We start from the raw sequence: 24,106 nt of genomic DNA on the forward strand, positions 1-24,106 counted from the left end.
GTCACAGAACGGGCCAGCGCTCGGCGGTGCGCTCGACCACCCGGGCCAGGAAGGCCACCAGCTCGGAGCCCATGTCAGGGGTGAAGGCCTCGGGGTCGGACGAGCCGAACGCGAGGATGCCCTGGCGCGAAGGCTCCCACAGGGCCATGCGGACCATGGCCATGCTGCGGATGTGATCCAGCTTGTCGCCGAACAGACCCAGGGCCGGAGCATAGAAGCCCATGCGCGCCACGGCGTGGTCGCCCATCAGCATGTCGATCTGACCCTCGATCAGGGCGTGCCAGCCGGCCGGAACCCGGCCCGGACCTTCTAGGGCGATGACGCCGGTGGTCAGGGAAAAGCGCAGATTGGCCATTTCGTCGACGCGGCGCGCCAGGTCGGAATGGTTGCGGGCGTCCAGCAGGTCGATGACCGCGGCGTGGGTCTGGGCCTGGGCCGAGAAATTGGCGCGGGCGGTGTCCTCGATCTCGCGGCGGACCACGGCTTCGCGTTTGTGGGCGGCGGAGGCGCGGGCCAGGGCGGCGGGGCCAAAGTCGATGATATTGCCGCCGTCGACCCGCAGGCCCAGCTCGCCCAGCAGGCCGCTGTCGTCGCGCAGGAAGTCGGGCTCATCGCGCAGGAAGGCGCGGACGACCTCGGGATCGACGGGCTTCATCAAGGCTTGGGTCGCGTCGCTCATCGTCGGTCTTCTCCGCCCCACGGCAAATCCACTCAGAGACGAGGCATCAAACCCCATATCGGTTAACGCCGGCTTGCGGCCCGTGACGATGCTTGATCTCGACCCGGAGGGACTTTCACGGCAGAAGCTGTTTTCCATGCCGCGCATCGCTTCCGTCCTTCTGCCCATGCCGCTGCCGGAGGCGTTCGACTATGCCGAGCCCGAGGGGCTGGGCCTGGCGATCGGCGACCATGTGACCGTGCCCCTGGGGCCCCGCGTGATTCGCGGCGTGGTCACCGCCCTGCGCGACGGGACCGGTGGCAACCGGCCGCTGAAACCGGTTCTTGAAAAGCTCGACGATCCGTCCCTGCCGCCCGGAGTGCTGACCTTTATCGACTGGGCGGCGCGCTATTCGGTCGATGTTCCGGGCTGGCCGCTGGCCATGGCCCTGCGCGGCCTGCGCCATCCTCCGCCCAAGCCCGACAAGGTGCTGGTGCTCACCGGCTCGCAGCCCGTCCGCATGACGCCGGCCCGGCTCAAGGTGCTGGCGGCGGCCCAAGGCGGGCCGATGTCGGGCGCGGCCCTGGCCAATCTGGCGGGGGTCTCGGCCGGTGTCGTGAAAGGACTCGTCGATGAAGGCGCGCTGGCCGTCGACTATGTCGAGGCTGACAAGAGCTTCCCCGCTCCCGACCTGTCGCTGCCGCCTCAGTCGCTGAACGCCAGCCAGCAGGCCTGCGCCGATGTGCTGGGCGAGATGCTGGGGCAGGGCGGCTTCCAGGCGGCGCTGCTGGACGGCGTCACCGGCTCGGGCAAGACCGAGGTCTATCTGGAGGCGGTCGCCGCCGCCCTGGCCGAGGATCCCGAAAGCCAGGTCCTGATCCTGCTGCCCGAGATCGCCCTGACCCAGGCGGTGATGAGCCGCTTCGAGGCGCGGTTCGGGGCGGCTGCGGCCGAGTGGCATTCCGGCGTCGCCCCGCCCAAACGGCGGCGCGTCTGGGAGGGCGTGGCCAGCGGTCAGGCGCGGATCGTGGTCGGCGCCCGCTCGGCCCTGTTCCTGCCGTTCCGCAAGCTGCGCCTGATCGTGGTCGACGAAGAGCATGACAGCTCGTTCAAGCAGGAAGAGGGCTTCATCTATCAGGCCCGCGACCTGGCCGTGGCCCGCGCCAAGATCGAGGGCGCTCTGGTGGTTCTGGCCTCGGCCACGCCCTCGCTGGAGAGCCTGTTCAACGCCCAGAGCGGTCGCTACCGCTGGCTGCGGCTGAGCGCCCGGCACGGGGCGGCGCAGCTGCCCGACATCAGCCTGATCGACCTGCGCGAGACCCCGCCCGAGGCGGGCCGCTGGCTGTCGCCGCCGCTGATCAAGGCCATGACCGTGACCCTGGCGCGCGGCGAGCAGTCGATGCTGTTCCTCAACCGCCGGGGCTATGCGCCGCTCGTTTTGTGCAAGTCGTGCGGCGAGAAGATGAAATCGCCCGACACCGACAGCTGGCTGGTCGAGCACCGCTATACTGGACGTCTGGTCTGCCACCTGACCGGCTTCTCGATGAAGAAGCCTGAGGCCTGCCCGGCCTGCGGGGCCAAGGATAGCCTGGTCTCGATCGGCCCCGGCGTCGAGCGGGTGGAGGAGGAGGCGCGCTTCCTGTTCCCGACCGCGCGGATCGCGGTGTTCTCGTCCGACACGGTGATGGATGCGGCCGGGGCGCGGGCCCTGGTCGACAGCATGGCGGCGGGCGAGATCGACATCCTCGTGGCCACCCAGGCCGCCGCCAAGGGCCACAACTTCCCCAACCTCACCCTGGTGGGCGTGGTCGACGCCGACCTGTCCCTGCGCGGCGGCGATTTGCGGGCCGGCGAGCGGACCTTCCAGTTGCTGGCCCAGGCGGCCGGCCGGGCAGGGCGCCACGAAAAGCCGGGGCGGGCCATGCTGCAGACCTACACCCCCGACCACGCCGTGCTGCAGGCCCTGAAGGCCCAGGATCGCGACGCCTTTGTCGAGGCCGAACTGCGGATGCGCGAAGAGGCGGGCCTGCCGCCGTTCGGACGGCTGGCGGCGGTGATCGCCTCGGGCCCCGACGGCGCGGCCCTGGACGCCTATGTCGAGGCCCTGGCGGCGGTGATCCCCAATGCCGAAGGCGTGGAGGTATTTGGCCCCGCCGACGCGCCCCTGACCCTGGTGCGCGGACGGCGGCGCAAGCGCTTCCTGGTGCGGGCCGATCGCAGCGTGGACCTGCAGGGCTTCATGTCGGCCTGGCGGGCGCGGGCCAGGATCCCGAACTCGGTGCGGGTGGTGGTCGATATCGACCCCTACAGCTTTCTTTAACTATTGATTAATGAAATCTTCCGCGCCGCCATAGTAATGGCGCGACGAATTCGTGCGTCTCCGTGTCGCATTTCATAAATGAAAGCCTTGGTTTCAAAAGGAGATAGAAAACAACAGGTACTCATTTTGAGTTTGGCTGAACGGCCTTTCTCTAATGTTGTGCAGTCATTGGAGGGATGCTCTTGAAACTATCCATCGCGCCGATCGCACTGGCCCTGTGTCTCGGTTTGACGGGCACGGCGGGCGCGCAGTCGCCGGCCCCGACCGCGATCAGCGGCGCCGGCGGCTCCATCCAGTCGCCGTTGTTCAAGGCCTGGATGCCCGACTACCAGGCCGCCACCGGCGAGACGATGACCTATCAGGGGCAGAACTCGGCCTATGGCATTAGCCAGATCGAGGCCAAGGCCGCCGACTTCGGCGTGACCGCCATGCCGTTGTCGGACGCCGATCTCGCCGCCAAGGGTCTGAGCCAGTTTCCGTTCCTGATCAGCGGCACGGTTCTGGTGACCAATGTTCCCGGGCTCGAGAGCGGCAAGCTGCGCCTGGACAGCGCGCTGCTGGCCGACATCTTTCTGGGCAAGATCACCCAGTGGAATGACGCCAGGCTGAAGGCCGTCAATCCGGGTGTCGACCTGCCCGACTGGCCGATCACCGTTGCGCGCCGCACCGATCCGGCCAGCATGACCCTGCTGCTGACCAGCTATCTGTCGGCGGTCAGCCCGGCCTGGAAGGCCGGCCCCGGCGCCGGCGAGACGGTCGCCTGGCCCATCGGCCTGGGCGGCAAGGGCAATGCCGGGATCAGCGAGATCATGTCCGGCACCATGGGCACGATCAGCTATGTCGAATACGCCTATGCGCTGGAGCACAAGCTGGATCTGGTGACGCTGAAGAACCGCGACGGCGACTTCGTGGCGCCGTCGCCTGAGGCCTTCGCCGCCGTCGCGGCCCAGGCTGACTGGTCGGCGTCGAAGGGCTTTGGCGTTCCGACCCTGGATCAGCCCGGCGCCAAGAGCTGGCCGCTGGTGCTGGTCAGCTATGGCCTGGTGCGCGACGACACCCCTGCGGATCGTCGCAAGCGGGTGCTGGACTTCTTCGAGTGGGGCTACGCCAACGGCGACGCCCGGATGTCCAGCCTCGGCTATTCGCCCGCGCCGGCGAAGGCTAAGGCCCTGGTCCGGGAAAGCTGGAAAGCGCGATAGGCGTCCGCCCAACAAAAAACCCCGCCGCCCCGGACACGATCCGGGGCGACGGGGCCTTGAAGGCGATCGACGGGGCGGAGGCTTACTGGCCTTCGCCCTTTTTTCTGGCCGCAGCGCGACGGGACATCATGTTGAGCCCCTCGACCACACCCGAGAACGCCATGGCCGTATAGATGTAGCCCTTGGGCACGTGCATGCCGAAGGCCTCGGCGATCAGCACGGTGCCGATCATCAGCAGGAAGCCCAGGGCCAGCATCACCACGGTCGGGTTGTTGTTGATGAAGTTGGCCAGCGGATCGGCGGCCAGCAGCATCACCGTCACGGCGACCAGCACGGCGATGACCATGATCGGCAGATGCTCGGTCATGCCCACTGCGGTCAGGATCGAGTCGATCGAGAACACCAGGTCCAGCAGGATGATCTGGAAGATCGCCGAGCCGACATTCGAGATGGCGGCGCCGGTCTTGTCCAGGACGTCATGGCTTTCCTGGGCGGGATCGACCGTGTGGTGGATTTCCTTGGTGGCCTTCCAGATCAGGAACAGGCCGCCGGCCAGCAGGATCAGGTCGCGCCAGGAGAAGGCGGTCTCGAACGTCGGTTCGCCATGGGCGCCGGCCGGGCCGACGATCCCCAGGTCGAATACCGGATGCACAAGGCCGACGATGAAGGCGATGGTCGACAGCAGCACAAGACGCATGATCAGGGCCAGCGAGATGCCGATGCGGCGGACGCGTTGACGATGCTCGGGCGCGAGCTTGTTCGAGAGAATGGAAATGAACACCAGGTTGTCGATGCCTAGCACCACTTCCATGACGATCAGGGTGATCAGGGCGGCCCAGGCTGCTGGGTCCACGGCGAGGTTAAGGAGTTCGTTCATCGTCCTGTTCTAAGTCTGTTGTCTGGAAAAGCGTCTCGACCCACCCCTCCGTGGGCCCCGTCCATGCAAGGAACGTGACGGAAGCCCCCAGGCTTCGCCAAACTGGACCTGAAGTATGCCCGACGCCGCAAATATCAAGCCCTTAACCGCGCTTCGGTTCTTCGCCGCCTTCTGGGTGGTGTTGTTCCACTATTGGCCCAACCTGGCGGTCGGCTTCACGCCTGCGGTCGCGACCAAGGGCTATCTGGGCGTCGAGGCCTTCTTCACCCTGTCGGGCTTCATTCTCTGCCACGTTTATCTGCAGGGCTTTGGCCTGGGGCGGTTCCGCTATGGCGACTTCCTGTGGAATCGGCTGGCGCGGGTCTATCCGCTGCATCTGGCCACCCTGGCGGGCGTGGGCCTGATGGCCGCCCTGGCCAGCCTGGCGGGCATCGTGGTGGGTCACAACATCGTCTCGTGGGAAGCCCTGCCGGCCAACCTGTTGCTGGTCCATGCCTGGGGCTTTGCGCCGGTCTCGGGCTGGAATCACGCTTCCTGGTCGATCTCGGCCGAGTGGTTCGCCTATCTCAGCTTTCCCGCCTTCGCCTTCGTCGCCTGGAGGCTGCGCAAGCGGCCGTTCGTGGCCGTGGCCCTGGCCCTGACCTTTATCGCGGTGCTCTATCCCGCCTTCGAACGCCTGGCGGGCTTCCCGCTGACGGAAGCGACCATCAAGTGGGGCGCGCTGCGCATTGTCCCGTGCTTTGCCTATGGCTGCGCCCTGCACGCCCTGTGGCGTTCGGGTGCAATCCCGGGCCGACTTGCCGCGCCCGGCGCGGTGGTCATGGGCGCCCTGGTTCTGGGCGCCGTTCACCTTGGCGCCCCCGATCCGGTCATTGTTGCGGTGCTGGGCGGCCTGATTTTGATGCTGGCCAGCCTGGCCGCTACCGGCTCGACCTTCGCCAGCCAGAGCATTTTCGTCTATCTGGGCGAGATCAGCTATTCGACCTATATGATCTGCATTCCCTGGAAGATCGTTTCGGTCAATGCAGCGACGAAAATTCTGGGTATCGAGGGCGAGCAATTGCCCCTGCTGATCTGGCTGGGCATTGTCGCAGCGCTGATCCCGCTCTCGGCCGCATCCTATCATCTGATCGAAAAGCCGGCCCGCGAGCACATGAAATCTTGGGCTCAACGCCGCGCCCAGCGGCGACTGGTCGCGGCCGGCGCCTGAGAAACACTCTTTTCATAGGTCTCTGGCAAGGTTACTGCTTGGCCCAGTGACACGGGGGAGTGCCCACAGCATGACGAAACGGACGAGAACCCTCTGGGGTTCCATCGCCGCTGCCGCCATGATCAGCCTGATGCCGGTTTCCGGCGCGGTGGCTGACGGGTACTGGCAGTGCGTGCCGTTCGCGCGTCTGATGTCTGGCATTCAAATCTTCGGCGACGCCCGCACTTGGTGGGGCCAGGCCGCCGGCCACTACGACACCGGCTCGGCGCCGAAGATCGGCTCGGTCCTGTCCTTCAAGCCCACCGGCCGCATGAACCTGGGCCATGTCGCCTTCGTCAGCCAGGTGCTGACCGATCGCGTCATCCAGGTGACCCACGCCAACTGGTCGGTGATGAACGGCGCTCGCGGCCAGGTCGAACAGGACGTCACCGTGGTCGACGTCTCGCCGGCCGGCGACTGGACCCAGGTCAAGGTCTGGTACGATCCGATCCGCGATCTGGGCACCACGGTCTATCCGACCCACGGCTTCATCTATCAGAACGCTCAGGCCACCAAGATCGCCGTGGCGACCAGCAAGCTGGCCCTGGCCCAGGACGCCGCCGTTTCGCTGGCCAAGTCCGCCGCCAACCAGGTGGCCGCCTCGGTTCGCGCCTCGCCGCTGGACATCATCAACCAGGCCGCCGACTCCACCGACCGGATCGCCGCCCTGATCGCCGCCGCTTCGGGCGGCCCGTCCGAAGACGACAAGCCAGCCGCACCCCGCTAGGCCTCGCTGCGCCCCGATTGACGCCACGCTCGCGCTGGGTCATTCCCGGCGGGTGACGAGGCTCGCCGATCCATGCTGAGAATTCTGCGCCGTGGCGCGCCGGGCTTCGAGACCGGCGACGCGGGCCGCGACTGGCGGCTACCCGACGACGCCGTCTGGATCGAGCTTGTCGATCCTTCGCGCGCCGAGGAGGTGGCGGTTGAACAGGCCGTCGGCGTCCTGCTGCCCACCCGCGAGGAGATGGCCGAGATCGAGGCCTCTTCGCGCCTCTATCAGGAGGACGGCGGCACCTTCATGACCGCCACCGTCCTGGTCAATGCCGACGGCGACCTGCCGACCGCCGCCCCGGTGACCTTCGTTCTGGTCGGCCAGCGCCTGATCACGATCCGCTATGTCGAGCCGCGCGCCTTCTCGGTGTTCGCCGCCCAGGCCGAGCGCCAGCCCAGCCTGTGCCCCAACGGCCCGCAGACCTTCCTTGGCCTGCTCGACGCCGTCGTCGACCGCACAGCCGACATTCTCGAGCGCACCGCCAGCGAGGTCGAGGCCCAGTCGCGGGCCATCTTCAGCCGTCCGCGCGGCGGCGCCTTCGAGCAGATCCTCAACCGCCTGGGCCGCGCCCAGAACATCAACGCCAAGGCCCGCGACAGCCTGGTCAGCCTGGCCCGCCTGCTCAGCTTCGCGTCCCTGGCCGACCAGTTCGAGGGCGACCGCGAGCTGCGCGACCACCTCAAGTCCCTGCAGCGCGACGTGCAGTCGATCACCGACCATTCCAGCTATGTGTCGAGCAACATCACCTTCCTGCTCGATGCGGCCCTGGGCCTGATCAACATCGAGCAGAACGCGATCTTCAAGATCTTCTCGGTGTTCTCGGCGGTGTTCCTGCCGCCGACCCTGATCGCCGGGGTCTATGGCATGAACTTCGAGCACATGCCCGAGCTGCGGTGGATGGAGGGCTATCCCATGGCCCTGGGCATGATGTTCGCCGCAGGCATCGGGCCGTTGCTGTGGTTCAAACGCAAGGGCTGGCTTTAGGGCCGCTCGCGTTGGGCCTAAGCGGCATTTGCGCGCAGGTCTGCACCTTTCCTTAAAACTGGTGTGAGAGGGTCCTTCGCCAAAGGGACGCCTCAGCCTACATGTCCGCCGCCGCCAGACCCAGTCTGATCCGCTCGCTGCACGCCTCCGCCGTCCGGGAGGTGATGGACGCGCACGGCCGGTTCCTGAAGGGCCAGCCGGCTGGCCGCCGCGCCAATTTCTCGTATGTGAACCTCAACAACTACAATTTCGAGGGCCGTGATCTCTCGGAGGCCAACCTGACCGGCGCGCTGCTGGGCGGGGCGATGATGGCGCGCGCCAAGTTGGTGCGGGCCACGCTGTACGGGGCCGATTTGCGCGACGCCGACCTGCGCGACTGCGACCTGACCCGGGCCGACATGCGCGGCGTCTGCCTGCGCGGGGCCAATCTCTCGGGCGCTGACCTTTCAGCCTGCGACCTGCGCGAGGGCGTTACCGCCGTGCAGGATGACACCAAGGGCCTGCGGATCCTCAAGCATTCCACACGTCCGGGTGAACTGGACTACGCCCTGCTGAACGGGGCCAAGCTGGCCGGGGCCCAGATGTCGGGCGCCTTCGCCCAGGCCGCCGATTTCAGCGACGCCGACATGACGGGCGTCAGCCTGCAGGGCGCCAAGCTGGCCAATGCCCGCATGGACGGCGCCGACCTGTCGGGCGCCAATCTGCACAAGGCCGACATGTCCAAGGTCTCGCTGCGGCGGGCCGTCCTGGTGGGAACCGATCTGTCGGGGGCCAATCTGGAGGACGTCGACATGAGCGAGGTGCTGCGCGCCCCGCCGCCGATCATCTATATCGACGACCTGCCGCTGACCGACGTGCTCGAAGCCCATGAAGCCTTCGTCAGGTCCGAGGGCCGCGAGGGCGCGATCGCCAGGGTCGATGAGGTCGACTTCCGGCCGCTGAAACGCCTGAAGAACCGCCGGCTCGCGGGCCTGTCAGCGCCCGGAGCGGTCATGTTCGGCATGGATCTGGAGGGCGTCCAGCTGCAGGGCGCCAATCTGATGGGCGCGGACCTGCGTGGCGTGAAGTTCAGGAACGCCGACCTGCGCGGCGCGCGCCTGGTCGGGGCCCAACTGGCCAAGGCCGACCTGACCGGCGCCAAGCTTGGTCCGCTGAAGATCGCCGAGGACCGGTTCATCCGCACCGATCTGAGCCGCGCGGTGCTGCGCGGCGCCAATCTGACCGGAGCCAGCGCGCCGCGGGCCCGGTTCATCGAGGCGGACCTGACCAGAGCCCGCCTCGAGGGTTGCGACCTGACGGGCGCGGAAATGCCGGTGAAGGCTACATCTTCTTCTTGAGCGGCAGCAGGTCGGGGAAGTCAGCCGGCCGCTTCTCCATCTTCGCCTTGAACGCCTCGGCCATGTGCGATCCCGCGAACATGCCCGTCTGCCAGGTGGCGATATAGTCCAGGCTGTCGGCGATGGTGTGGTCGCGGGCGTAGTTGATCATCACCTTGCTGCCGGCCACGGCCAGGGGCGACTTTTCGGCGATCTCGCGGGCGGTGGCGAAGGCGTGGGCGATCAGGGCCTCGTGGCTGTCGAAGGTCTCGTTGACCAGGCCGATGTCGCGCGCGCGCCCCGCCGGCAGACGGCGGCCGGTATAGGCCAGCTCGCGCACCCAGCCCTCGGGGATCAGCTTGCACAGGCGCGGGAAGGTGCCGACATCGGCGGTCATGCCGATATTGATCTCCTGGATGCAGAAGAAGGCGTCGGAGGTGGCGTAGCGGATGTCGCAGGCGCTGACGAAATCGACCGCCCCGCCGATACAGCCGCCCTGGATGGCGACGATCACCGGCATGCGGGCCTTGTCCAGGCAGGTGAAGGTGTCCTGCAGGTGATGGACGTGATGGCGGAAGCTTTCGCCGGCCACGTGGCGGTCGCCGCCGCGCTCTTCAGTGACGCCCTCGCCGTCGGTGAACACCGAAAGCTCCATGCCGGCCGAGAAGTGCTTGCCGGTCGAGGTGATGACGATGCAGCGCGCCAGGGCGTTGTCGTCAATATGTTTCACAATTGCGGGAAGCTCGTTCCAGAACGCCCGTGTCATAGTGTTCATGGCGTCGGGACGCTTGAGCTGGATGTGCGCGACGCCAGCCTCGATCTCGACCTTGAAACACGTATAGTCTGCGTGATCGTGGGCGCTCATGACGTCCTCCCTTATCGTTGATAAGGGACTATCTCGCGGACTGGACGCGGCGCCAACACTGACTTTGCGGAATGTGGCCGCACAACCATCGGCCAAGACAGAGGGAAGACCCATGAAGACCACCCCCGCCCTGCTCGCCATCGCCGCCATGGCCGGCGCCAGCCTGGCCGTTCCGGCCCCCGTCCTGGCCCAGTCCAAGGGGCTGGGCAGCCTGTTCTCGTGCGAAGGCTCGGGCAAGAAGCAGGAAGGCGGAGCCCTGATCGGCGCGGCCGCCGGCGCATTCCTGGGCAGCAAGGTCGCCAAGAACGAAAAGACCCTCGGCGCCCTGGTCGGCGCGGCCGCCGGCGCGGCGGCGGGCTCCTATATCGGCTGCCGCATGCAGTCGACCGACACCGCCCTGGCCCAGCAGGCCACCAAGAAGGCGCTGGAAACCGGCCAGTCCCAGACCTGGAGCAATTCGCGCACGGGCGCCTCGGGCCGCATCGACGTGGTTTCGTCCAGCTATGGCCCGCCCGTCGACAGCCGCAACCTGCGCTTCGCCGCCGGCGTGCAGTCTCTTCCCAGCTATGACGCCCTGGGCGGCCAGTACGCCGCCAAGGGCGCAGCGAACATGCGTTCGACCCCCTCGACCAGCGGCAAGGTGGTCGGCAAGCTGGCCGCCGGCCAGGCCTTCGACGCCCTGGGCTCGGCCCCGAACGGTGGCTGGATCCTGGTCGGCCAGAGCGGCTACGCCGTCGGCTATGTGGCGCCGGGCCTGGTGCGTCCGCTGCAGACCGTCGCCGCCTCGTGCCGGGTGATCAACGCCTCGATCTCGACCTCGGGCCAGCGTCCGGCCACGGAACGCTACAGCGCCTGCCAGGACAATCGCGGCGAGTGGCAGCTGACCCAGGCCTGATCCTGACCGGCCGCCTCCGCTTTGGGGTCTTTGGCCCTTAAGCGGAGGCGGGGTTGGACGCGGCCGTCTTGCGGCCCTATCCTGACCGGGAGCCGCAAAAGGACCCTCGCCGATGGATGCGGCCGTGTTTCGACAACCCCGAAGGCGGATGATCGCCATCGACAGCCCCGCCGGCTCCGGCGAGATGGCGGCGCTGGAATTTGGCCCGCAGGACCGGGCCATCGATGTGGTCTTCGTCCACGCCAACGGCTTCAACGCCCAGACCTATAACAGCCTGCTGGCCCCGCTGTCGGCTGGCCTGCGGGTGCTGGCCATCGACCAGCGCGGCCATGGCGCCACGACCCTGGCCGCGAAAGGCGAGGGCCGTCGCTCGTGGCTGGACCTGCGCGACGATCTGGTCGCCCTGCTCAAGGCCCTCAACGGTCCCCCAGTGGTGCTGGCTGGACATTCGATGGGCGGAACGGTCAGCCTGCTGGCCGCCGCGGCCCTGCCCGGCGCGGTCAAGGGCCTCGTCCTGCTGGACCCGGTGATCATGCCGCGCCTGGTGGCCCTGTACGCCCAGGTTCCGTGGACCTCGGGCGCGCTGTGGAAGAAGATGCCCATCGCCCAGGCCGCCTCGCGCCGCCGCTCGGTCTTTGACGACCGCGAGGCGGTGGTCGCCGCCTATACCGGTCGCGGGGCCTTCAAGACCTGGCCCGAGACCATGCTGGCCGATTATGTCGACGGCGGCTTCGTCGATCGTGACGACGGCAAGGTGGAACTGGCCTGCGCGCCGGCGTGGGAAGCGTCCAACTATTCGGCCCAGGCCCACGATCCGTGGCGGGCGATCCGCAAGGTCATGGGGCCAGTACGGATCCTGAAAGCCGAGCGCGGCTCGACCTGCCGGGCCGGCGACAGCTTCGCCCGGCGCGGCAAGGACGTGACGGTCGAGACGGTGGCCGGAACCAGCCACTTCCTGCCGATGGAACGCCCGGACCTGGCGCGCGACGCGATCTTCGCGATGGCGACGCAGTGATCGTTCCGAGAGTGGCGACCTGAAGGCCCGCCTTGTTGGCAAAGCGCTTACGGTGAATCCCGACCCCTAAGATCCTAGGGCTCCGACACCATCGCACTGTTCCTCGTCATCCCGGGGCTTGTCCCCGGCCCCGGGGGCCCGGCTCTCCGCTGCGCTGCAGCCGGGATGACAAGGGTATATAGGGGTGTCGAAGAGACCGGCACGCTGCGCCTCCAAGAGACTTGAGGCTTGGCGCGACCCCGGAGCGCCGCCTTTCGGGTCGGAAGCCAAGGCGAGGGCCGCTCACCACCCCCAGCAGACACCTACCGCGTCAGCTCCCCCACGCCGCCCAACGCCCGCTCCACCGCCGCCAGGGCGTGCAGTTGCGTCGTGTCGAACACCGGAACGCTGCTGTCGGCCTGGCCGACCAGCAGCATGATCTCGGTGCAGCCCAGAATCACGGCCTGCGCCCCGCGCGCCACAAGCCGGGCGATCACGGCGCGATAGACCTCGCGGGAGGCGTCCAGCACCTGTCCCGCCACCAGCTCGCGATAGATGATGTTGTGCACCGCCGCCCGGTCGTCGGCCTCGGGGACCAGCACCTCAAGCCCGTGGCGCTTCTCCAGTCGGCCGCGATAGAAGTCGTGCTCCATCGTGAAGGCGGTGCCCAGCAGGCCCACCCGGGTCAGGCCGGCGGCCCTGATCGCCTCGGCAGTGGGGTCGGCAATGTGCAGCAGGGGGATGTGGACCGCCGCCTCGAGGGTGTCGGCCTCGCGGTGCATGGTGTTGGTGCACAGGACCAGAAAGTCGGCCCCGCCGGCCTCCAGCGCCCGGGCGGCGTCAGCCAGCCGCCGAGAGAGCTCCGGCCAGCGGCCCTGGTGCTGCAGGGCCTCGATCTCGGCGAAATCGAACGACCACATCAGGGTGCGGGCCGAAGCCACGCCGCCCAGCCGCTCCCGCACGGCCTCATTGATCAGCCGGTAGTACTGGGCCGAGCTTTCCCAGCTCATGCCGCCGATCAGGCCGATGATCGCTTGGTCGGTCATGGAGGGCTCCGAACATCCTTTGATCCTGATCTAGGCTGATCCGCACGCTCCGCCCAGAGCCGGGCTAGGGGCTAGGGGCTCGGGGCTCAGGCCCTGGCGCGGATCAGGCTCAGACCCGTTGCGATGAGCCAGGCCGTCAGGACTGCAAAGCCCGCCACGGTGAACATCGCGAAAAGGCTACCCTCGCGTCCCAGGGCCAGGGCCAGGGCCTCGCCTGTGCCGATCGCCAGCAGGATGGTGGTCAGGCCGCCCAGGGTGGCGGTGATGCGGCGGGCCTCGCTCCACTGCAGGATCGCCAACTGGGCGACGAACAGCACGGTCAGCCCCTGACCCAGATGCTCGCCGATGGCGACGCCGCCCCAGGCGTTCAGAAGGGCAAATGACTGCTCGGCCCCGGCCCGGTTGCTGTCGTGGGCCAGCATCGGGATGGCGAAGACCCAGCGCGACAGGCCGATGGCCTGGGTCAGTCCGGCCAGGGCGCCGCAGATCGCCGCGCTGATCGCCAAGGCCGGTCGCGCGGCCAGTCGGCTGGATGTGATCGACAGGCCCGCCGCCAGCGGGACCAGAGCCAGGGCGCTGAGCATGAAGGCGTACCAGGCCAGGATCAGAGGCGCCCCTCCCGCCACGAACAGGTCCAGCGCCTCGCCCGGGGGGCGGCGCAGCACCTGCGGATAGTCGTACAGGACGGCCAGGGCCGCGTAGGGCGCATTGAACCCGACGCCCAGGGCGATCGCCCCCAGGCCGATCCAGACGGCAGACGGGGTCGGACGGGCGGTCTTGGGCGTGAAGCTATGCGTCATGGCCATGTCTCCATTGGGTGACATGGCCAATATCACCGGTCGGTGACATGCGCAAGCAAATTGTCACCGGCCGGGGACATTGAGGCTGGACGGGGCGGCAGGGTCGTACTAACCACGGGCTATGTCCGAGACTCCCGATCCTCCCAGAGCGTCTGGCCGCGACCGCGCCCGGACCGAGGCCGCCCTCGTCGCCGCAGCGCGCCAGGTCCTGGCTGAGGCGGGGTTTCAGGGGTTTGGCGTCAACGCCGTGGCCCGCCAGGCCGGCTGCGACAAGCAACTGATCTATCGCTATTTCGGGGGGCTCGACGGGCTGGTCGAGGCGCTGGGGGCTGATCTGGCCGCCCGCATAGAGGCCGGACTGAGCCAGGGCGCCGCAGAGCCGCCGCGCACCTATGCCGAACTGGCCGAGCGGCTGATCCTGGGCTTTCTCGACGCCCTGCGCGACGATCCGCTGGTCCAGCGCATCGCCGCCTGGGAAGTGGCGGGGCCGTCTCCGCTGGTGGATCGGCTGACCGTCGCGCGGGGTCAGGCGCTCGGTCGCTGGATGGCCCGCATGCGCGGCGATCTGACGCCGCCGCCTGGCCTGGACGCGCCCGCCCTGAACCTCTTCCTGATTGCCGCCGTACAGCAGCTGGTGCTGTCAGCCTCGGCGGCGGGGGCCTTCTCAGGCGTGCCCCTGCGCTCAGAGGCCGACTGGGACCGTGTGAAGGCCGCCGCGCTGCTGATCATCCGGCGCGTCTACGCCTAGAGCATTTTCCGACGAAGTGGCCGCCGGTTCGTCGTCAGAAAATGCGTCAAAACAAAAGACTAGAGCATTTCACCGATCCGGTCGGATCGGAAAATGCTTTAGTCCTTCAGGCCCCGCAGCCGGTTCACATGGCCCATCTTGCGCCCCGGGCGGGCCTCGCCCTTGCCGTACAGGTGGACGCGGGTCTCGGGCTCGCCGGCCAGCTTTTTCCAGGCCTCGACATCGGGGCCCAGCAGGTTGGTCATTTCCACATGGGCCAGGGGCTGGGTCGGGCCCAGGGGCCAGCCGGCCACGGCGCGGATGTGCTGCTCGAACTGGTCGACCTCGCAGCCGTCCTGGGTCCAGTGGCCGGTATTGTGAACGCGAGGCGCGAACTCGTTGACCAGCAGCTTGCCGCCGGCCAGCTCGAACAGCTCCACCCCGATGACGCCCACATAGTCGAGGGCGGTGAGGATCTTGATGGCGATGGTTTCGGCCTGGTCGCGGGTGGCCGGCGTGACCCTGGCCGGGGCGGAGGTGCGCTTGAGCACGCCGCCCTCATGATGGTTTTCCGATAGGGGGTAGCAGGCGATTTCGCCATCGCGGCCGCGGGCGGCGATCACCGACAGTTCGCGCCCGAAATCGGCGGGGGCCTCCAGGATGGCGGCCTGGCGACCGATCTTCTCGAACGAGGCCTCGGCGTCGCTGGTCCGCTGGATCCACGCCTGGCCCTTGCCGTCATAGCCTTCGCGGCGGGTCTTCAGCAGGGACGGCGCGCCGATCTTGGCCACGGCAGCGGCCAGGGTTTCGCTGTCATGGACGGCGGCGAAGGCCACGGTGGGCACGCCGATCTCGGCCAGGAAGCTCTTTTCCACGACCCGGTCCTGGGCGGCGGCCAGGGCCTTGGCGCCGGGCGCGACCACGCAGTTCAGGGCCGCCAGCTCGGCGACGGTGTCGGCGGGAACGTTCTCGAATTCGTAGGTGACGACGTCGCAGGCCTCGGCCAGACGCTTGAGGGCCCAGCGGTCGTCATAGGCGGCGACGATCTGGCGGGCGGCGACGCGGCCGGCGGGGCTGTTTTCCTCAGGATCAAGAATGAGAACGTCGAAGCCCAGGCGCGCGGCGGCCAGGGCCAGCATGCGGCCCAGCTGTCCGCCGCCCAATATGCCGATGGTCGAGCCGGGAACGAGGGGGAAAGACGCGTCAGTCATGGGCGGTTCAGTCCTCGACGCTTTCGGCGACACTGTCGGTCTGGGCCTGGCGCATAGCGGCCAGCCGTTCAGCCAGGGCGGGATCGGACAGGGCCAGGATCTGGGCGGCCAGCAGGCCGGCGTTCTTGGCCCCCGCCTCGCCGATGGCCAGGGTGGCCACGGGAACGCCGCCGGGCATCTGGACGATGGAGAGCAGGGAATCCAGGCCGCTGAGGGCCTTGGACTGCACCGGCACGCCCAGCACCGGCAGGTTGGTCATCGAGGCGGCCATGCCCGGCAGGTGGGCTGCGCCGCCGGCCCCGGCGATGATCACCTTGAAGCCCGCGCCTTGCGCGCCCGTGGCGAAGTCGAACAGGCGCTGCGGCGTGCGGTGGGCCGAGATCACCTTGGCCTCATAGGCGACGCCCAGGCTGGCCAGCGCGTCGGCGGCGGCTTTCATGGTCGGCCAGTCGGAGCGGCTGCCCATGATGATGGCGACCGGAGGTGTATTCGGCATCGGCTTGCAGATCCCTCAAGGCGGCGCGCGGACGCGGATGCTTGACCCGAGCCCTGAAGGTCGCCCCGTATGCGCGTCAATCGCGCGAGCGCAAGCCCAAAACGCCCAGCGCGCCCGTGAAACAGGCGCCGCGCGCGCCGTGACGACAGGGTGCTGCGACCAAAACGCGCCCCGATTGCGCGCGACGCCGTTCCCGTTAACACTTGGCCAAGCTGTGCAAGAAACGATTCCCTAGTCCATGAAGATCTCCGGCGCCCGGACCGAACCCTTTGCCGCCATCCGCAAGCGGGCCCTGGCCCGTGCGGGGGCCCAGGTTTCCGTGCGCGAGGCGCCGGCCCCCGACAGCGCCGCCTTCCTGGGGCTGGGCGAGTCTGACCTGACGCCCCAGGTGCAGGAAGCGCTGACCACCCTGATGGCCGAGATCGACGACCTGCGCGGCGAGGTTTCGCGGCTCAAGCTGCGGCTCAACGAAGCCCAGCAGCAGGCCGACCAGGACGTGCTGACCCCGGTGCTGAACCGTCGCGCCTTCCTGCGCGAGATGAAGCGCGTGGCCGCCTTCGCCCAGCGCTATGGCTCGCCGGCCAGCGTGGTGTTCTTCGACCTGGACGGCTTCAAGAACGTCAATGACCGCTTTGGCCATGCGGCGGGCGACGCGGCCCTGCAGGCGGTTGCACGCCGTCTGCTGGCCAATGTGCGCGAAAGCGATGTGGTCGGACGCATGGGCGGCGACGAGTTCGCCGTGCTGTTGGCCCAGGCCGACAAGGAAACCGCCCTGTCCAAGGCCGCCAGCCTGGCGGCCGCCATCCAGGACACCCCCGTCGAGTTCGGCGAGTGGTCTGCGCCGCTGCACATCTCGTGGGGCGTGCGCGAGATTGCCCCGGGTTCGGACCCCGAAGTGGCCCTGGCTGAGGCCGATGCGGCGATGTTCGTGCGCAAGCGCAAGCAGGCCTAGAGCGTTTGCCGTCCTGACGGCGTCAGTCCGGAGCTCTAGATCTTTGTTTTAACGCATTTTCTTCACGCGAACCGGAACCCGCTTCGCTCGAAAATGCTCTAGGGTTTAGAATCTCCTCCGCTCGCCTCAAGGTCTTGCGACGTTTTGCGCAGGGACTCGTTCTGCCCCCCGCGTTACCAATTTAACGGTTGGTTAAGCAAAAGCGCTCTGACTGGTGTCAGGCGTGTGGGGCGCGACAATGCAGCGAATTTTGATCGCCGAGGACGATCCGATCCTTGCGATGATCTACGAGATCACGCTGGGCGAGGCCGGCTTTGACGTCCTGGTATGCCGCGACGGCGTGGAAGCGCTGGCCGCGCTGGACGCGTTCGCCCCCGATCTGGTGATCACCGACTTCTACATGCCCCGCATGACCGGCGGCGAGTTGATCCGCGCCGTCCGCAAGCGACGCGGCGTCCTGACCTCAACCCTTCTGGCCTCGGCCATCGATCCGGCTCGCCTGCGCGAGGATGAATGGGCCGACGCTCGCCTGGAGAAGCCGATCACCCCGGCCAAGCTGCTGCGCGGCGTGCGGGCCCTGGAGGCCTGTCAGGCGCACTGATGGGACGCGCTGATGGCGGCCCGCTGACAAACCCGGCGAACTAGGCGATGAACGGAACTCGTAACAGGGGTCCCGCATGACACACGAATGCGCCAAGTCCATCGTCCGCCGAATGCACGACCCCAAGTTCGCCAGCCACTATTTCGTGGGCAAGGGCCTGGATGTCGGGGGCGCGCCCGACCCCTTGGGCGCCTTCAGGCCGTTCTTTCCGCTGATGACCAGCTGCGACACCTGGGACCTGCCCCAGGGCGACGGCCAGGTCCTGGAAACGGTCGCGGACGAGACCTATGATTTCCTGCACTCCAGCCACTGCCTGGAGCATCTGGTCGATCCGGCGGTCAGCCTGAAGAACTGGCTGCGGGTGCTCAAGCCCGGCGGGCACATGGTGGTCATGATCCCCGACGAGGACATGTACGAGCAGGGGGTATTCCCCAGCACCTTCAACACCGATCACAAGTGGACGTTCACGGTCTTCAAGCCGGAGTCGTGGAGCGAGAAGTCGCTCAACGTGCTGGACCTGCTGCGCGATCTGGGGCCGCAGGCCGAGGTGCAGAAGGTGGAGAGCCTCAACAGCACCTTCTACAAGGGCCAGAAGCGGTTCGATCAGACGCGCCTGCCGACGACCGAGTGCGCCATCGAGTTCGTGGTGCGCAAGCGTCCGGCCTCGGAAGTCGCCGCCAGGGGCCGACTGCCGGGGTAGAGTTCCGGACTAGGCGATGATGTCGGGCATCAGCATGTCTTCCAGACGGCCGATCTTGTCCTTCAGGGCCAGCTTCTTTTTCTTCAGCCGCGCCACCTGCAGCATGTCGGGCTGAGGCCGGTCTTCCAGGGCCTGGACGGCGGCGTCCAGATCCTGGTGCTCTTCGCGCAGGATCGACAGCCGGCGCTCGATCGCCTGGTCGGATTCGTCCGACGGATCGTCGTCGTTCGTCGACGGTTCATCGGTCATGGACGGTTCCCCTTGGCTGGAAGCCAAGCGCGATAGATAGCAAAGGCGGGGCGCGCGTAAAGGGGCTCACGACAATGCGGTCGCCAGGCGTTCCAGAGCCGACGTGCGGGGCGGATCGCCAGACGCGGCTGCGGCGGCGATCAAGCCTTCCAGAACGTCCAGCGGCGGGCCCGAGGGACCGCTCATCGCTTCCAGACTTTCCATCAGCACCCGCTCGCCCTGCAGCTCGACGGCCTTGAGCGTTTCGCGGAAGGGTTCGCGCGCGGTGTCGGCGACGGCCGGGAAGGGAGCCTTCAGCGCCCGGCGCACGCCGCGCAGCGGGGCTCCGACCTCGGCGTCCCATTGCTTCATCAGCCCGGCGGCGGCCTTGGCGTCGGCGACGCGGCCCTCGCCGGCGGCCCAGGCGGCCCACAGCAGGTAGGGCACGTTCTGTCCGTGGGCGTCCTGCAGGTTCAGGCAGGCGGCCGCGACATCCTGTCGCGCATAGGCCGCAAGGGCCCAGTCCCAAAGCGTCATGGCTTTAACCCTCACTCTTTCCGGAGATGGGCGCGATGTCTTCGCCCCAGCGTTTGACGGGTTTCCAGTTGAGGTCGAACAGGTCCAGCACCCGGCCCACCGACTGGTCGACCATCTCGGCGATGGACCTTGGTTTGGCGTAGAAGGCCGGCAGGGGCGGGGCGATCACCGCGCCCATCTCCGACAGCTTGGTCAGGGTGCGCAGGTGGCCCAGATGCAGCGGCGTCTCGCGCACCATCAGCACCAGGGTCTTGCGCTCCTTCAGCACCACGTCGGCGGCCCGCGTCAGCAGCGAAGACGTTACGCCGCTGGCGATTTCGCTCATGGTCCGCACCGAGCAGGGGGCGATGATCATGCCCAGGGTCCGGAACGAGCCCGAGGCGATGGCGGCCCCCACATCGGCGGCGCGGTGCACGATATCGGCCTTGGCGTTGAGGTCGGAGACCGAAAGATCGGTCTCCTGCGACAGGGTCAGGGCCGCCGATTTTGACAGCACCAGATGGCTCTCGATCCCCAGGTCGCGACAGGCGTCCAGGGCGCGGATGCCGTAGATAACGCCCGAAGCGCCGGATATTCCGATGATCAGTCGGGGCTTGTCCGCGGTCTTGGAGGAGTCCGTCATGGTGAATTTTCGTCCGACACGGGATGAAGGTGGGCCAAGTCAAGCGGGGCCGCGTGCAACCATATGTGATCTGACAGCCGGGCGCAGCGGGTGTTCACTCGTCTTCTCAACAGCAAGGAGCCGACAGCCATGGCCATCGAATCCCGTATCCGCGAACTTGGGTCCCGTCACGAGAACCTCGATCGCTCGATCCAGGAAGAGACCAAGCGCCCCGCCAGCGATGCGACCCGACTTAGGGAGCTCAAGCGGCAGAAGCTGAGGCTGAAGGAAGAGATAGAGGGGCTGAGATCTCAGCTCCATTGACGCTGCTGAATTAGAAAAGGCCCATTCCGCGATCACGGAATGGGCCTCTTTCATTTTGATCGCCAGAACGCGTTAGTCTTCGTCGTCGTCCTCGTCCTCGTCGTCGGCCACATAGGTCGACTTGCCGAACACGTCCTCGGCCTTGGGCTCGGCGCGCGACTTGCGGTAATCGGCCTCTTCGTCCTCCTCGGGAGTCTCGACGACGCCGGTCTCCGAAGCGGGACGCAGGGTGGGATCTTCCGGCAGGATGCCCTTCTTCAGGTCGTCCTTGGCCTTCTTCTCGGCGGCCTTCTTGACCAGGGCGTCCAGCTCGAGCTGGCCGACCAGGCCCAGGGTCACGGGATCGACCGGCTTGATGTTGGCGGCGTTCCAGTGCGAGCGCTGACGCACCTGGTCGATGGTCGACTTGGTGGTGCCCAGGAGCTTGGAGATCTGGGCGTCGGTCACTTCGGGGTGGTGGCGCAGGAACCAGGCGATGGCGTCAGGGCGGTCCTGACGGCGCGACACGGGCGTGTAGCGCGGGGCCTTCTTCTGAGGCTTCAGCAGCTCGGCGTGACGGCTGACCTGGGCCTTCATGCGGTAGGCGTCGTTGGCCTGGGCCTTGTCCAGCTCTTCGCGGGTCAGCTGGCCATTGCCGATCGGATCGGCGCCGCGGATGTCGCGCGCCACTTCGCCATCGGCGATGCCGCGCACTTCCAGCGGGTGCAGATTACAGAAATCGGCGATCTGCTCGAAGCTCAGCGACGTATTGTCCACGAGCCAGACGGCCGTCGCCTTGGGCATCAGGATGTCGGACATGCGGTCCTCCAGAAATGACGGCGCCCGACCTTGCGGCCGGGCGGGATGTTCAACGGGGGAGCTATAATCCGGTTCTCGGCGAAAGGGAACGGGGCATGGTGAAGACCAGTCGTCGCGCGGTGTCGCTGCCCCGGTTCGGCGCCGTTACGGGCCCGCCGGGTCAGGCCTGGCGCTGGTCTTCCAGAAAGCGTGACAGCTGGTCGACCAGGCTGCGCGACCCTGCGACGTCGCAGACTGCTGCGGCCAGCTCCAGGCCGGCGCCGAAGTCGGTGATGGCCTGGAAGCCAAAGCCCCCGCCCGAGCCGCGCATATTGTGCCCCAGCAGGGTCACGGGCTGGAAGTCGGCCCGGTCCAGGGCGTCGCGCATCGTGATGACGTCCTGGCGGCAACTGTCCAGATAGCTGGGGATCAGCGCGGCCAGCCGGGCGCTGGGGCGCCACGATCGTGATTCCGGCCCGGACGCCGCCGACTCTGGCCGGGGGCTCGCGACCGCCGAATAGTCCCGGATCGCCTGCAGCAGCACGTCCTGCTTGATGGGCTTGGTCAGATAGGCCGTGCACCCCGCCGCCAGACAGGTCTCGCGGTCACCCTTCAGGGCCGAGGCGGTCAGGGCGATGATCGGGGTCGGTGGCCGGTCATTCGACTTTTCCCACGCCCGGAGCGTGCGGGTGGCGGTCAGGCCGTCCATCACCGGCATCTGCCGGTCCATCAGCACCAGGTCATAGTGACCGGTCTTGAACATCTCGCAGGCGATCAGGCCGGTCTCGGCCACGTCGATCAGGTAGGGCGTGTCTTCCAGATAGGCCAGGGCGATGGTGCAGTTGTCGGGCGAGTCCTCGGCCATCAGGATGCGCAGGCTGGGCAGGGGCGCGTCGGGGCCATGGCCCACCGGGGCGCTGACCGGCCGGTTGGCCGCCGCCCACACCTCGAAGGGCACCGAGAAGGCAAAGACGCTGCCCTGGCCCGGTGTGCTGGTCACGCCGATCCTGCCGCCCATAAGCTCGACCAGCCGCTTGGAGATCGTCAGCCCCAGGCCCGAACCGCCAAATCGACGGGTCGTCGAGCTGTCGGCCTGGGTGAAGCGCTCGAACACCCGGGAGAGCTTGTCGCTGGCGATGCCGATGCCGGTGTCGGCCACCGAGAAGCGCAGGGCGGTGGGGGCGGTGCTGTCGGTGTCGCGGTCGACCTTCAGGGACACCTCACCGGCGGCGGTGAACTTGATCGCATTGCCCAGCAGGTTGAGCAGCACCTGGCGCAGGCGGGTGGGGTCGCCGACCAGGTCGTTGCTGACGCCCGGCGCGATCTCGCAGATCAGGATCAGGCCCTTCTCCTGGGCCCTGGGGGCGACCATCTCGATGGCCTTTTCCAGGTGGTCGCTCAGCGAGAAGCCGGTCTGCTCCAGATCCAGCTGCGAGGCCTCGACCTTGGACAGGTCGAGAATATCGTTGATCAGGTTCAGCAGATTGTCGCCCGAGCGGCGGAAGATCTGGACGTACTTGTCCTGCTCCGGGGTCAGCTCGGTCTTGGCCAGCAGGTCGGCGATGCCCATCACCGCGTTCATCGGCGTGCGGATCTCGTGGCTCATGCTGGCCAGGAAGTCGGACTTGGTGCGGCTGGTGCTCTCGGCGGCGGCCTTGGCCTGTTGCAGCTCGGCCTCGACCCGCTTGCGCTCGGTGACGTCGCGGGCGGCGGCGAACACGCCCTGCAGCGTCCGCTTGCGATCATAGAAGGTGGTGGCGTTGTAGGACACGACCGTCTGCTTGCCGTCGCGGGCGCGGGCGGTCAGTTCGTAGTCGGTGACCGATTTCTCGGCCAGGACCCGCTTGATGCCGGCCTCGGCGCGCTCGGGATCGGTGAAGCAGTCCTTGAACGGCGCACCGATCAGTTCGTCGCGGGTGCAGCCCGTCAGCGCTTCCATCTGTTTGTTGACGTCGGTGATGATGCCCGAGGGGTCGGTGGTCATAAGGGCGTCGATGTTGGATTCGATCAGGGAGCGGGTGTAAAATTGCTGGTCCCGCAGCCGCTGGTCGGACTTTTTCTGTTCCTCTTCCACCAGCTTGCGGGCGGTGTTGTCGGTGCCGATCAGCAGATAGCCGATGATGCCGCCCTGGTCGTCGCGCAGGGCGGTGACCGAGACTACGGCCGGGAAACGCGTGCCGTCCTTGCGGATATAGGTCAGCTCATAGATGTCCTCGATCCCCCGCGAGGCCTTGAAGACCAGGGCTTCGAAGCCCGGCTCGATCGGGGTGGCCAGCTCGGCGCTCAGCGCCCGGGCCCGGGCGACCAGTTCCTGGGGGTCGGAGATGTCGGCCGGCGTGATGATGTTCATCACCTCGCCCGCCGCATAGCCCAGCATGCGCTCGGCCCCGACATTGAAGATCTGGATCACGCCCTTGGCGTCGGTGGCGATGCTGGAAAAGTTGGCGCTGTTGAAGATGGCGCTCTGCAGGGCGCCGGCTTTCTGCAGGGCGGCCTCGGCCGCCTTGCGGGCGGTGTTGTCGGTGCCGATCAGCAGATAGCCGATGATGCCGCCTTGCGCGTCGCGCAGGGCGGTGACCGAGACCACGGCGGGAAAGCGGGTGCCGTCCTTGCGGATATAGGTCAGCTCATAGATGTCCTCGATCCCGCGCGAGGCCTTGAAGACCAGGGCCTCGAAGCCCGGCATGATGGTGGTGGCCAGTTCGGCGCTCAGCGCCCGGGCCCGGGCGATCAGTTCCTGGGGGTCGGAGATGTCGGCCGGCGTGATGGTGTTCATCACCTCGGCGGCCGTGTAGCCCAGCATGCGCTCGGCCCCGACATTGAAGATCTGGATCACGCCCTTGGCGTCGGTGGCGATGCTGGAAAAGTTGGCGCTGTTGAAGATGGCGCTCTGCAGGGCGCCGGCCTTGACGATGGATTCTTCGGTCTGACCGGGCGTCTGGGCCGTCGTCGAGCTGGCTATGGCGCTTCCCAA

25 protein-coding genes are annotated in these 24,106 nt (G+C 67.5%); 13 read left to right on the forward strand and 12 right to left on the reverse strand.

Going from position 1 to position 24,106, the window contains the following annotated elements; genetic code table 11:
- Position 1 precedes the first annotated feature (1 nt).
- Complete coding sequence (locus ACW176_RS07915) at positions 2 to 679, reverse strand: DUF484 family protein (RefSeq protein WP_419252968.1); 678 nt, start codon at positions 677 to 679, stop codon at positions 2 to 4.
- Between the two features lie 136 nt (positions 680 to 815).
- On the opposite strand from ACW176_RS07915, the gene ACW176_RS07920 reads away from it, so the two are divergent.
- A complete protein-coding gene (locus tag ACW176_RS07920) occupies positions 816 to 2,978 on the forward strand; it encodes a primosomal protein N' (protein WP_492111534.1) in 2,163 nt (720 codons plus the stop codon).
- Positions 2,979 to 3,160: 182 nt separating this feature from the next.
- The gene (pstS, locus tag ACW176_RS07925) at positions 3,161 to 4,177 is read left to right on the forward strand and encodes a phosphate ABC transporter substrate-binding protein PstS (protein ID WP_492111535.1); all 1,017 of its coding nucleotides are present in this window, start codon (positions 3,161 to 3,163) and stop codon (positions 4,175 to 4,177) included.
- An 82-nt stretch (positions 4,178 to 4,259) separates the two neighbouring features.
- Here pstS and ACW176_RS07930 read toward each other — a convergent pair whose 3' ends face one another.
- On the reverse strand, positions 4,260 to 5,054 hold the full coding sequence (locus ACW176_RS07930) for a TerC family protein (protein ID WP_492111536.1): 795 nt from the start codon (positions 5,052 to 5,054) through the stop codon (positions 4,260 to 4,262).
- A gap of 115 nt (positions 5,055 to 5,169) precedes the next feature.
- On the opposite strand from ACW176_RS07930, the gene ACW176_RS07935 reads away from it, so the two are divergent.
- The 4 genes from ACW176_RS07935 (at position 5,170) to ACW176_RS07950 (ending at position 9,399) form a co-directional block, all read left to right on the forward strand.
- On the forward strand, positions 5,170 to 6,264 hold the full coding sequence (locus ACW176_RS07935) for an acyltransferase family protein (RefSeq protein WP_492111537.1): 1,095 nt from the start codon (positions 5,170 to 5,172) through the stop codon (positions 6,262 to 6,264).
- Positions 6,265 to 6,334: 70 nt separating this feature from the next.
- A complete protein-coding gene (locus ACW176_RS07940) occupies positions 6,335 to 7,030 on the forward strand; it encodes a CHAP domain-containing protein (RefSeq protein ID WP_419319832.1) in 696 nt (231 codons plus the stop codon).
- A 72-nt stretch (positions 7,031 to 7,102) separates the two neighbouring features.
- Complete coding sequence (locus tag ACW176_RS07945; RefSeq protein WP_492058359.1) at positions 7,103 to 8,062, forward strand: magnesium transporter CorA family protein; 960 nt, start codon at positions 7,103 to 7,105, stop codon at positions 8,060 to 8,062.
- A 101-nt stretch (positions 8,063 to 8,163) separates the two neighbouring features.
- A complete protein-coding gene (locus tag ACW176_RS07950) occupies positions 8,164 to 9,399 on the forward strand; it encodes a pentapeptide repeat-containing protein (RefSeq protein ID WP_492111538.1) in 1,236 nt (411 codons plus the stop codon).
- Here ACW176_RS07950 and ACW176_RS07955 read toward each other — a convergent pair.
- Complete coding sequence (locus ACW176_RS07955; RefSeq protein ID WP_492058353.1) at positions 9,383 to 10,243, reverse strand: crotonase/enoyl-CoA hydratase family protein; 861 nt, start codon at positions 10,241 to 10,243, stop codon at positions 9,383 to 9,385. The genes ACW176_RS07950 and ACW176_RS07955 overlap by 17 nt on opposite strands.
- Before the next feature lie 112 nt (positions 10,244 to 10,355).
- Between ACW176_RS07955 and ACW176_RS07960 the strand changes: the two genes are divergently transcribed.
- On the forward strand, positions 10,356 to 11,138 hold the full coding sequence (locus tag ACW176_RS07960; RefSeq protein WP_492111539.1) for an SH3 domain-containing protein: 783 nt from the start codon (positions 10,356 to 10,358) through the stop codon (positions 11,136 to 11,138).
- Between the two features lie 112 nt (positions 11,139 to 11,250).
- The gene (locus ACW176_RS07965; protein WP_492111540.1) at positions 11,251 to 12,153 is read left to right on the forward strand and encodes an alpha/beta fold hydrolase; all 903 of its coding nucleotides are present in this window, start codon (positions 11,251 to 11,253) and stop codon (positions 12,151 to 12,153) included.
- A 302-nt stretch (positions 12,154 to 12,455) separates the two neighbouring features.
- Here the strand turns inward: ACW176_RS07965 and ACW176_RS07970 are convergent, their stop codons facing one another.
- Positions 12,456 to 13,178: an aspartate/glutamate racemase family protein gene (locus tag ACW176_RS07970; protein ID WP_492111541.1), complete on the reverse strand. Its 723-nt coding sequence runs from the start codon at positions 13,176 to 13,178 to the stop codon at positions 12,456 to 12,458.
- Between the two features lie 86 nt (positions 13,179 to 13,264).
- A complete protein-coding gene (locus ACW176_RS07975) occupies positions 13,265 to 13,978 on the reverse strand; it encodes a hypothetical protein (protein WP_492111542.1) in 714 nt (237 codons plus the stop codon).
- Positions 13,979 to 14,099: 121 nt separating this feature from the next.
- On the opposite strand from ACW176_RS07975, the gene ACW176_RS07980 reads away from it, so the two are divergent.
- Complete coding sequence (locus ACW176_RS07980; RefSeq protein WP_492111543.1) at positions 14,100 to 14,726, forward strand: TetR/AcrR family transcriptional regulator; 627 nt, start codon at positions 14,100 to 14,102, stop codon at positions 14,724 to 14,726.
- Positions 14,727 to 14,824: 98 nt separating this feature from the next.
- On the opposite strand, the gene ACW176_RS07985 is transcribed toward ACW176_RS07980, so the two are convergent.
- On the reverse strand, positions 14,825 to 15,916 hold the full coding sequence (locus ACW176_RS07985; RefSeq protein WP_492111544.1) for a 5-(carboxyamino)imidazole ribonucleotide synthase: 1,092 nt from the start codon (positions 15,914 to 15,916) through the stop codon (positions 14,825 to 14,827).
- 7 nt (positions 15,917 to 15,923) lie between these two features.
- Positions 15,924 to 16,412, reverse strand: a complete 489-nt coding sequence (purE, locus tag ACW176_RS07990) for a 5-(carboxyamino)imidazole ribonucleotide mutase (RefSeq protein WP_419319850.1) — start codon at positions 16,410 to 16,412, stop codon at positions 15,924 to 15,926.
- A gap of 238 nt (positions 16,413 to 16,650) precedes the next feature.
- On the opposite strand from purE, the gene ACW176_RS07995 reads away from it, so the two are divergent.
- The 3 genes from ACW176_RS07995 to ACW176_RS08005 all read left to right on the forward strand — a co-directional run bounded on the left by ACW176_RS07995 (position 16,651) and on the right by ACW176_RS08005 (position 18,665).
- On the forward strand, positions 16,651 to 17,364 hold the full coding sequence (locus ACW176_RS07995) for a GGDEF domain-containing protein (protein WP_492111545.1): 714 nt from the start codon (positions 16,651 to 16,653) through the stop codon (positions 17,362 to 17,364).
- 238 nt (positions 17,365 to 17,602) lie between these two features.
- Positions 17,603 to 17,965 carry a response regulator gene (locus tag ACW176_RS08000; protein WP_492058349.1) on the forward strand — a complete coding sequence of 121 codons (363 nt, stop codon included), beginning with the start codon at positions 17,603 to 17,605 and terminating at the stop codon, positions 17,963 to 17,965.
- 76 nt (positions 17,966 to 18,041) lie between these two features.
- Positions 18,042 to 18,665: a methyltransferase domain-containing protein gene (locus tag ACW176_RS08005; RefSeq protein WP_492111546.1), complete on the forward strand. Its 624-nt coding sequence runs from the start codon at positions 18,042 to 18,044 to the stop codon at positions 18,663 to 18,665.
- 9 nt (positions 18,666 to 18,674) lie between these two features.
- On the opposite strand, the gene ACW176_RS08010 is transcribed toward ACW176_RS08005, so the two are convergent.
- The 3 genes from ACW176_RS08010 to ACW176_RS08020 all read right to left on the reverse strand — a co-directional run bounded on the left by ACW176_RS08010 (position 18,675) and on the right by ACW176_RS08020 (position 20,052).
- The gene (locus tag ACW176_RS08010) at positions 18,675 to 18,914 is read right to left on the reverse strand and encodes a YdcH family protein (protein ID WP_419253343.1); all 240 of its coding nucleotides are present in this window, start codon (positions 18,912 to 18,914) and stop codon (positions 18,675 to 18,677) included.
- A 66-nt stretch (positions 18,915 to 18,980) separates the two neighbouring features.
- Positions 18,981 to 19,430, reverse strand: coding sequence for a TIGR02444 family protein (locus tag ACW176_RS08015; RefSeq protein ID WP_492111547.1), 450 nt, complete (start codon positions 19,428 to 19,430; stop codon positions 18,981 to 18,983).
- Positions 19,431 to 19,434: 4 nt separating this feature from the next.
- Entirely contained in the window at positions 19,435 to 20,052 is a 618-nt protein-coding gene (locus ACW176_RS08020) for a UbiX family flavin prenyltransferase (RefSeq protein WP_492111548.1), read from the reverse strand.
- A gap of 129 nt (positions 20,053 to 20,181) precedes the next feature.
- On the opposite strand from ACW176_RS08020, the gene ACW176_RS08025 reads away from it, so the two are divergent.
- Entirely contained in the window at positions 20,182 to 20,355 is a 174-nt protein-coding gene (locus tag ACW176_RS08025; RefSeq protein WP_419319861.1) for a YdcH family protein, read from the forward strand.
- 72 nt (positions 20,356 to 20,427) lie between these two features.
- On the opposite strand, the gene ACW176_RS08030 is transcribed toward ACW176_RS08025, so the two are convergent.
- Positions 20,428 to 21,153: a DUF1013 domain-containing protein gene (locus ACW176_RS08030; protein ID WP_419319862.1), complete on the reverse strand. Its 726-nt coding sequence runs from the start codon at positions 21,151 to 21,153 to the stop codon at positions 20,428 to 20,430.
- A gap of 160 nt (positions 21,154 to 21,313) precedes the next feature.
- Positions 21,314 to 24,106 (reverse strand): PAS domain S-box protein, encoded by a 2,793-nt coding sequence (locus ACW176_RS08035; protein ID WP_492111549.1) that lies wholly within the window; start codon positions 24,104 to 24,106, stop codon positions 21,314 to 21,316.

Source organism: Caulobacter sp. FV1ye13L (assembly GCF_058681155.1).

What these genes read in the sequence shown, in the direction of transcription:
- ACW176_RS07915 (WP_419252968.1), bottom strand. Translation starts at nt 679, where the DNA reads ATGAGCGACGCGACCCAAGCCTTGATGAAGCCCGTCGATCCCGAGGTC.
- ACW176_RS07920 (WP_492111534.1), top strand. Translation starts at nt 816, where the DNA reads ATGCCGCGCATCGCTTCCGTCCTTCTGCCCATGCCGCTGCCGGAGGCG.
- ACW176_RS07930 (WP_492111536.1), bottom strand. Translation starts at nt 5,054, where the DNA reads ATGAACGAACTCCTTAACCTCGCCGTGGACCCAGCAGCCTGGGCCGCC.
- ACW176_RS07935 (WP_492111537.1), top strand. Translation starts at nt 5,170, where the DNA reads ATGCCCGACGCCGCAAATATCAAGCCCTTAACCGCGCTTCGGTTCTTC.
- ACW176_RS07940 (WP_419319832.1), top strand. Translation starts at nt 6,335, where the DNA reads ATGACGAAACGGACGAGAACCCTCTGGGGTTCCATCGCCGCTGCCGCC.
- ACW176_RS07945 (WP_492058359.1), top strand. Translation starts at nt 7,103, where the DNA reads ATGCTGAGAATTCTGCGCCGTGGCGCGCCGGGCTTCGAGACCGGCGAC.
- ACW176_RS07950 (WP_492111538.1), top strand. Translation starts at nt 8,164, where the DNA reads ATGTCCGCCGCCGCCAGACCCAGTCTGATCCGCTCGCTGCACGCCTCC.
- ACW176_RS07955 (WP_492058353.1), bottom strand. Translation starts at nt 10,243, where the DNA reads ATGAGCGCCCACGATCACGCAGACTATACGTGTTTCAAGGTCGAGATC.
- ACW176_RS07960 (WP_492111539.1), top strand. Translation starts at nt 10,356, where the DNA reads ATGAAGACCACCCCCGCCCTGCTCGCCATCGCCGCCATGGCCGGCGCC.
- ACW176_RS07965 (WP_492111540.1), top strand. Translation starts at nt 11,251, where the DNA reads ATGGATGCGGCCGTGTTTCGACAACCCCGAAGGCGGATGATCGCCATC.
- ACW176_RS07970 (WP_492111541.1), bottom strand. Translation starts at nt 13,178, where the DNA reads ATGACCGACCAAGCGATCATCGGCCTGATCGGCGGCATGAGCTGGGAA.
- ACW176_RS07975 (WP_492111542.1), bottom strand. Translation starts at nt 13,978, where the DNA reads ATGACGCATAGCTTCACGCCCAAGACCGCCCGTCCGACCCCGTCTGCC.
- ACW176_RS07980 (WP_492111543.1), top strand. Translation starts at nt 14,100, where the DNA reads ATGTCCGAGACTCCCGATCCTCCCAGAGCGTCTGGCCGCGACCGCGCC.
- ACW176_RS07985 (WP_492111544.1), bottom strand. Translation starts at nt 15,916, where the DNA reads ATGACTGACGCGTCTTTCCCCCTCGTTCCCGGCTCGACCATCGGCATA.
- purE (WP_419319850.1), bottom strand. Translation starts at nt 16,412, where the DNA reads ATGCCGAATACACCTCCGGTCGCCATCATCATGGGCAGCCGCTCCGAC.
- ACW176_RS07995 (WP_492111545.1), top strand. Translation starts at nt 16,651, where the DNA reads ATGAAGATCTCCGGCGCCCGGACCGAACCCTTTGCCGCCATCCGCAAG.
- ACW176_RS08000 (WP_492058349.1), top strand. Translation starts at nt 17,603, where the DNA reads ATGCAGCGAATTTTGATCGCCGAGGACGATCCGATCCTTGCGATGATC.
- ACW176_RS08005 (WP_492111546.1), top strand. Translation starts at nt 18,042, where the DNA reads ATGACACACGAATGCGCCAAGTCCATCGTCCGCCGAATGCACGACCCC.
- ACW176_RS08010 (WP_419253343.1), bottom strand. Translation starts at nt 18,914, where the DNA reads ATGACCGATGAACCGTCGACGAACGACGACGATCCGTCGGACGAATCC.
- ACW176_RS08015 (WP_492111547.1), bottom strand. Translation starts at nt 19,430, where the DNA reads ATGACGCTTTGGGACTGGGCCCTTGCGGCCTATGCGCGACAGGATGTC.
- ACW176_RS08020 (WP_492111548.1), bottom strand. Translation starts at nt 20,052, where the DNA reads ATGACGGACTCCTCCAAGACCGCGGACAAGCCCCGACTGATCATCGGA.
- ACW176_RS08025 (WP_419319861.1), top strand. Translation starts at nt 20,182, where the DNA reads ATGGCCATCGAATCCCGTATCCGCGAACTTGGGTCCCGTCACGAGAAC.
- ACW176_RS08030 (WP_419319862.1), bottom strand. Translation starts at nt 21,153, where the DNA reads ATGTCCGACATCCTGATGCCCAAGGCGACGGCCGTCTGGCTCGTGGAC.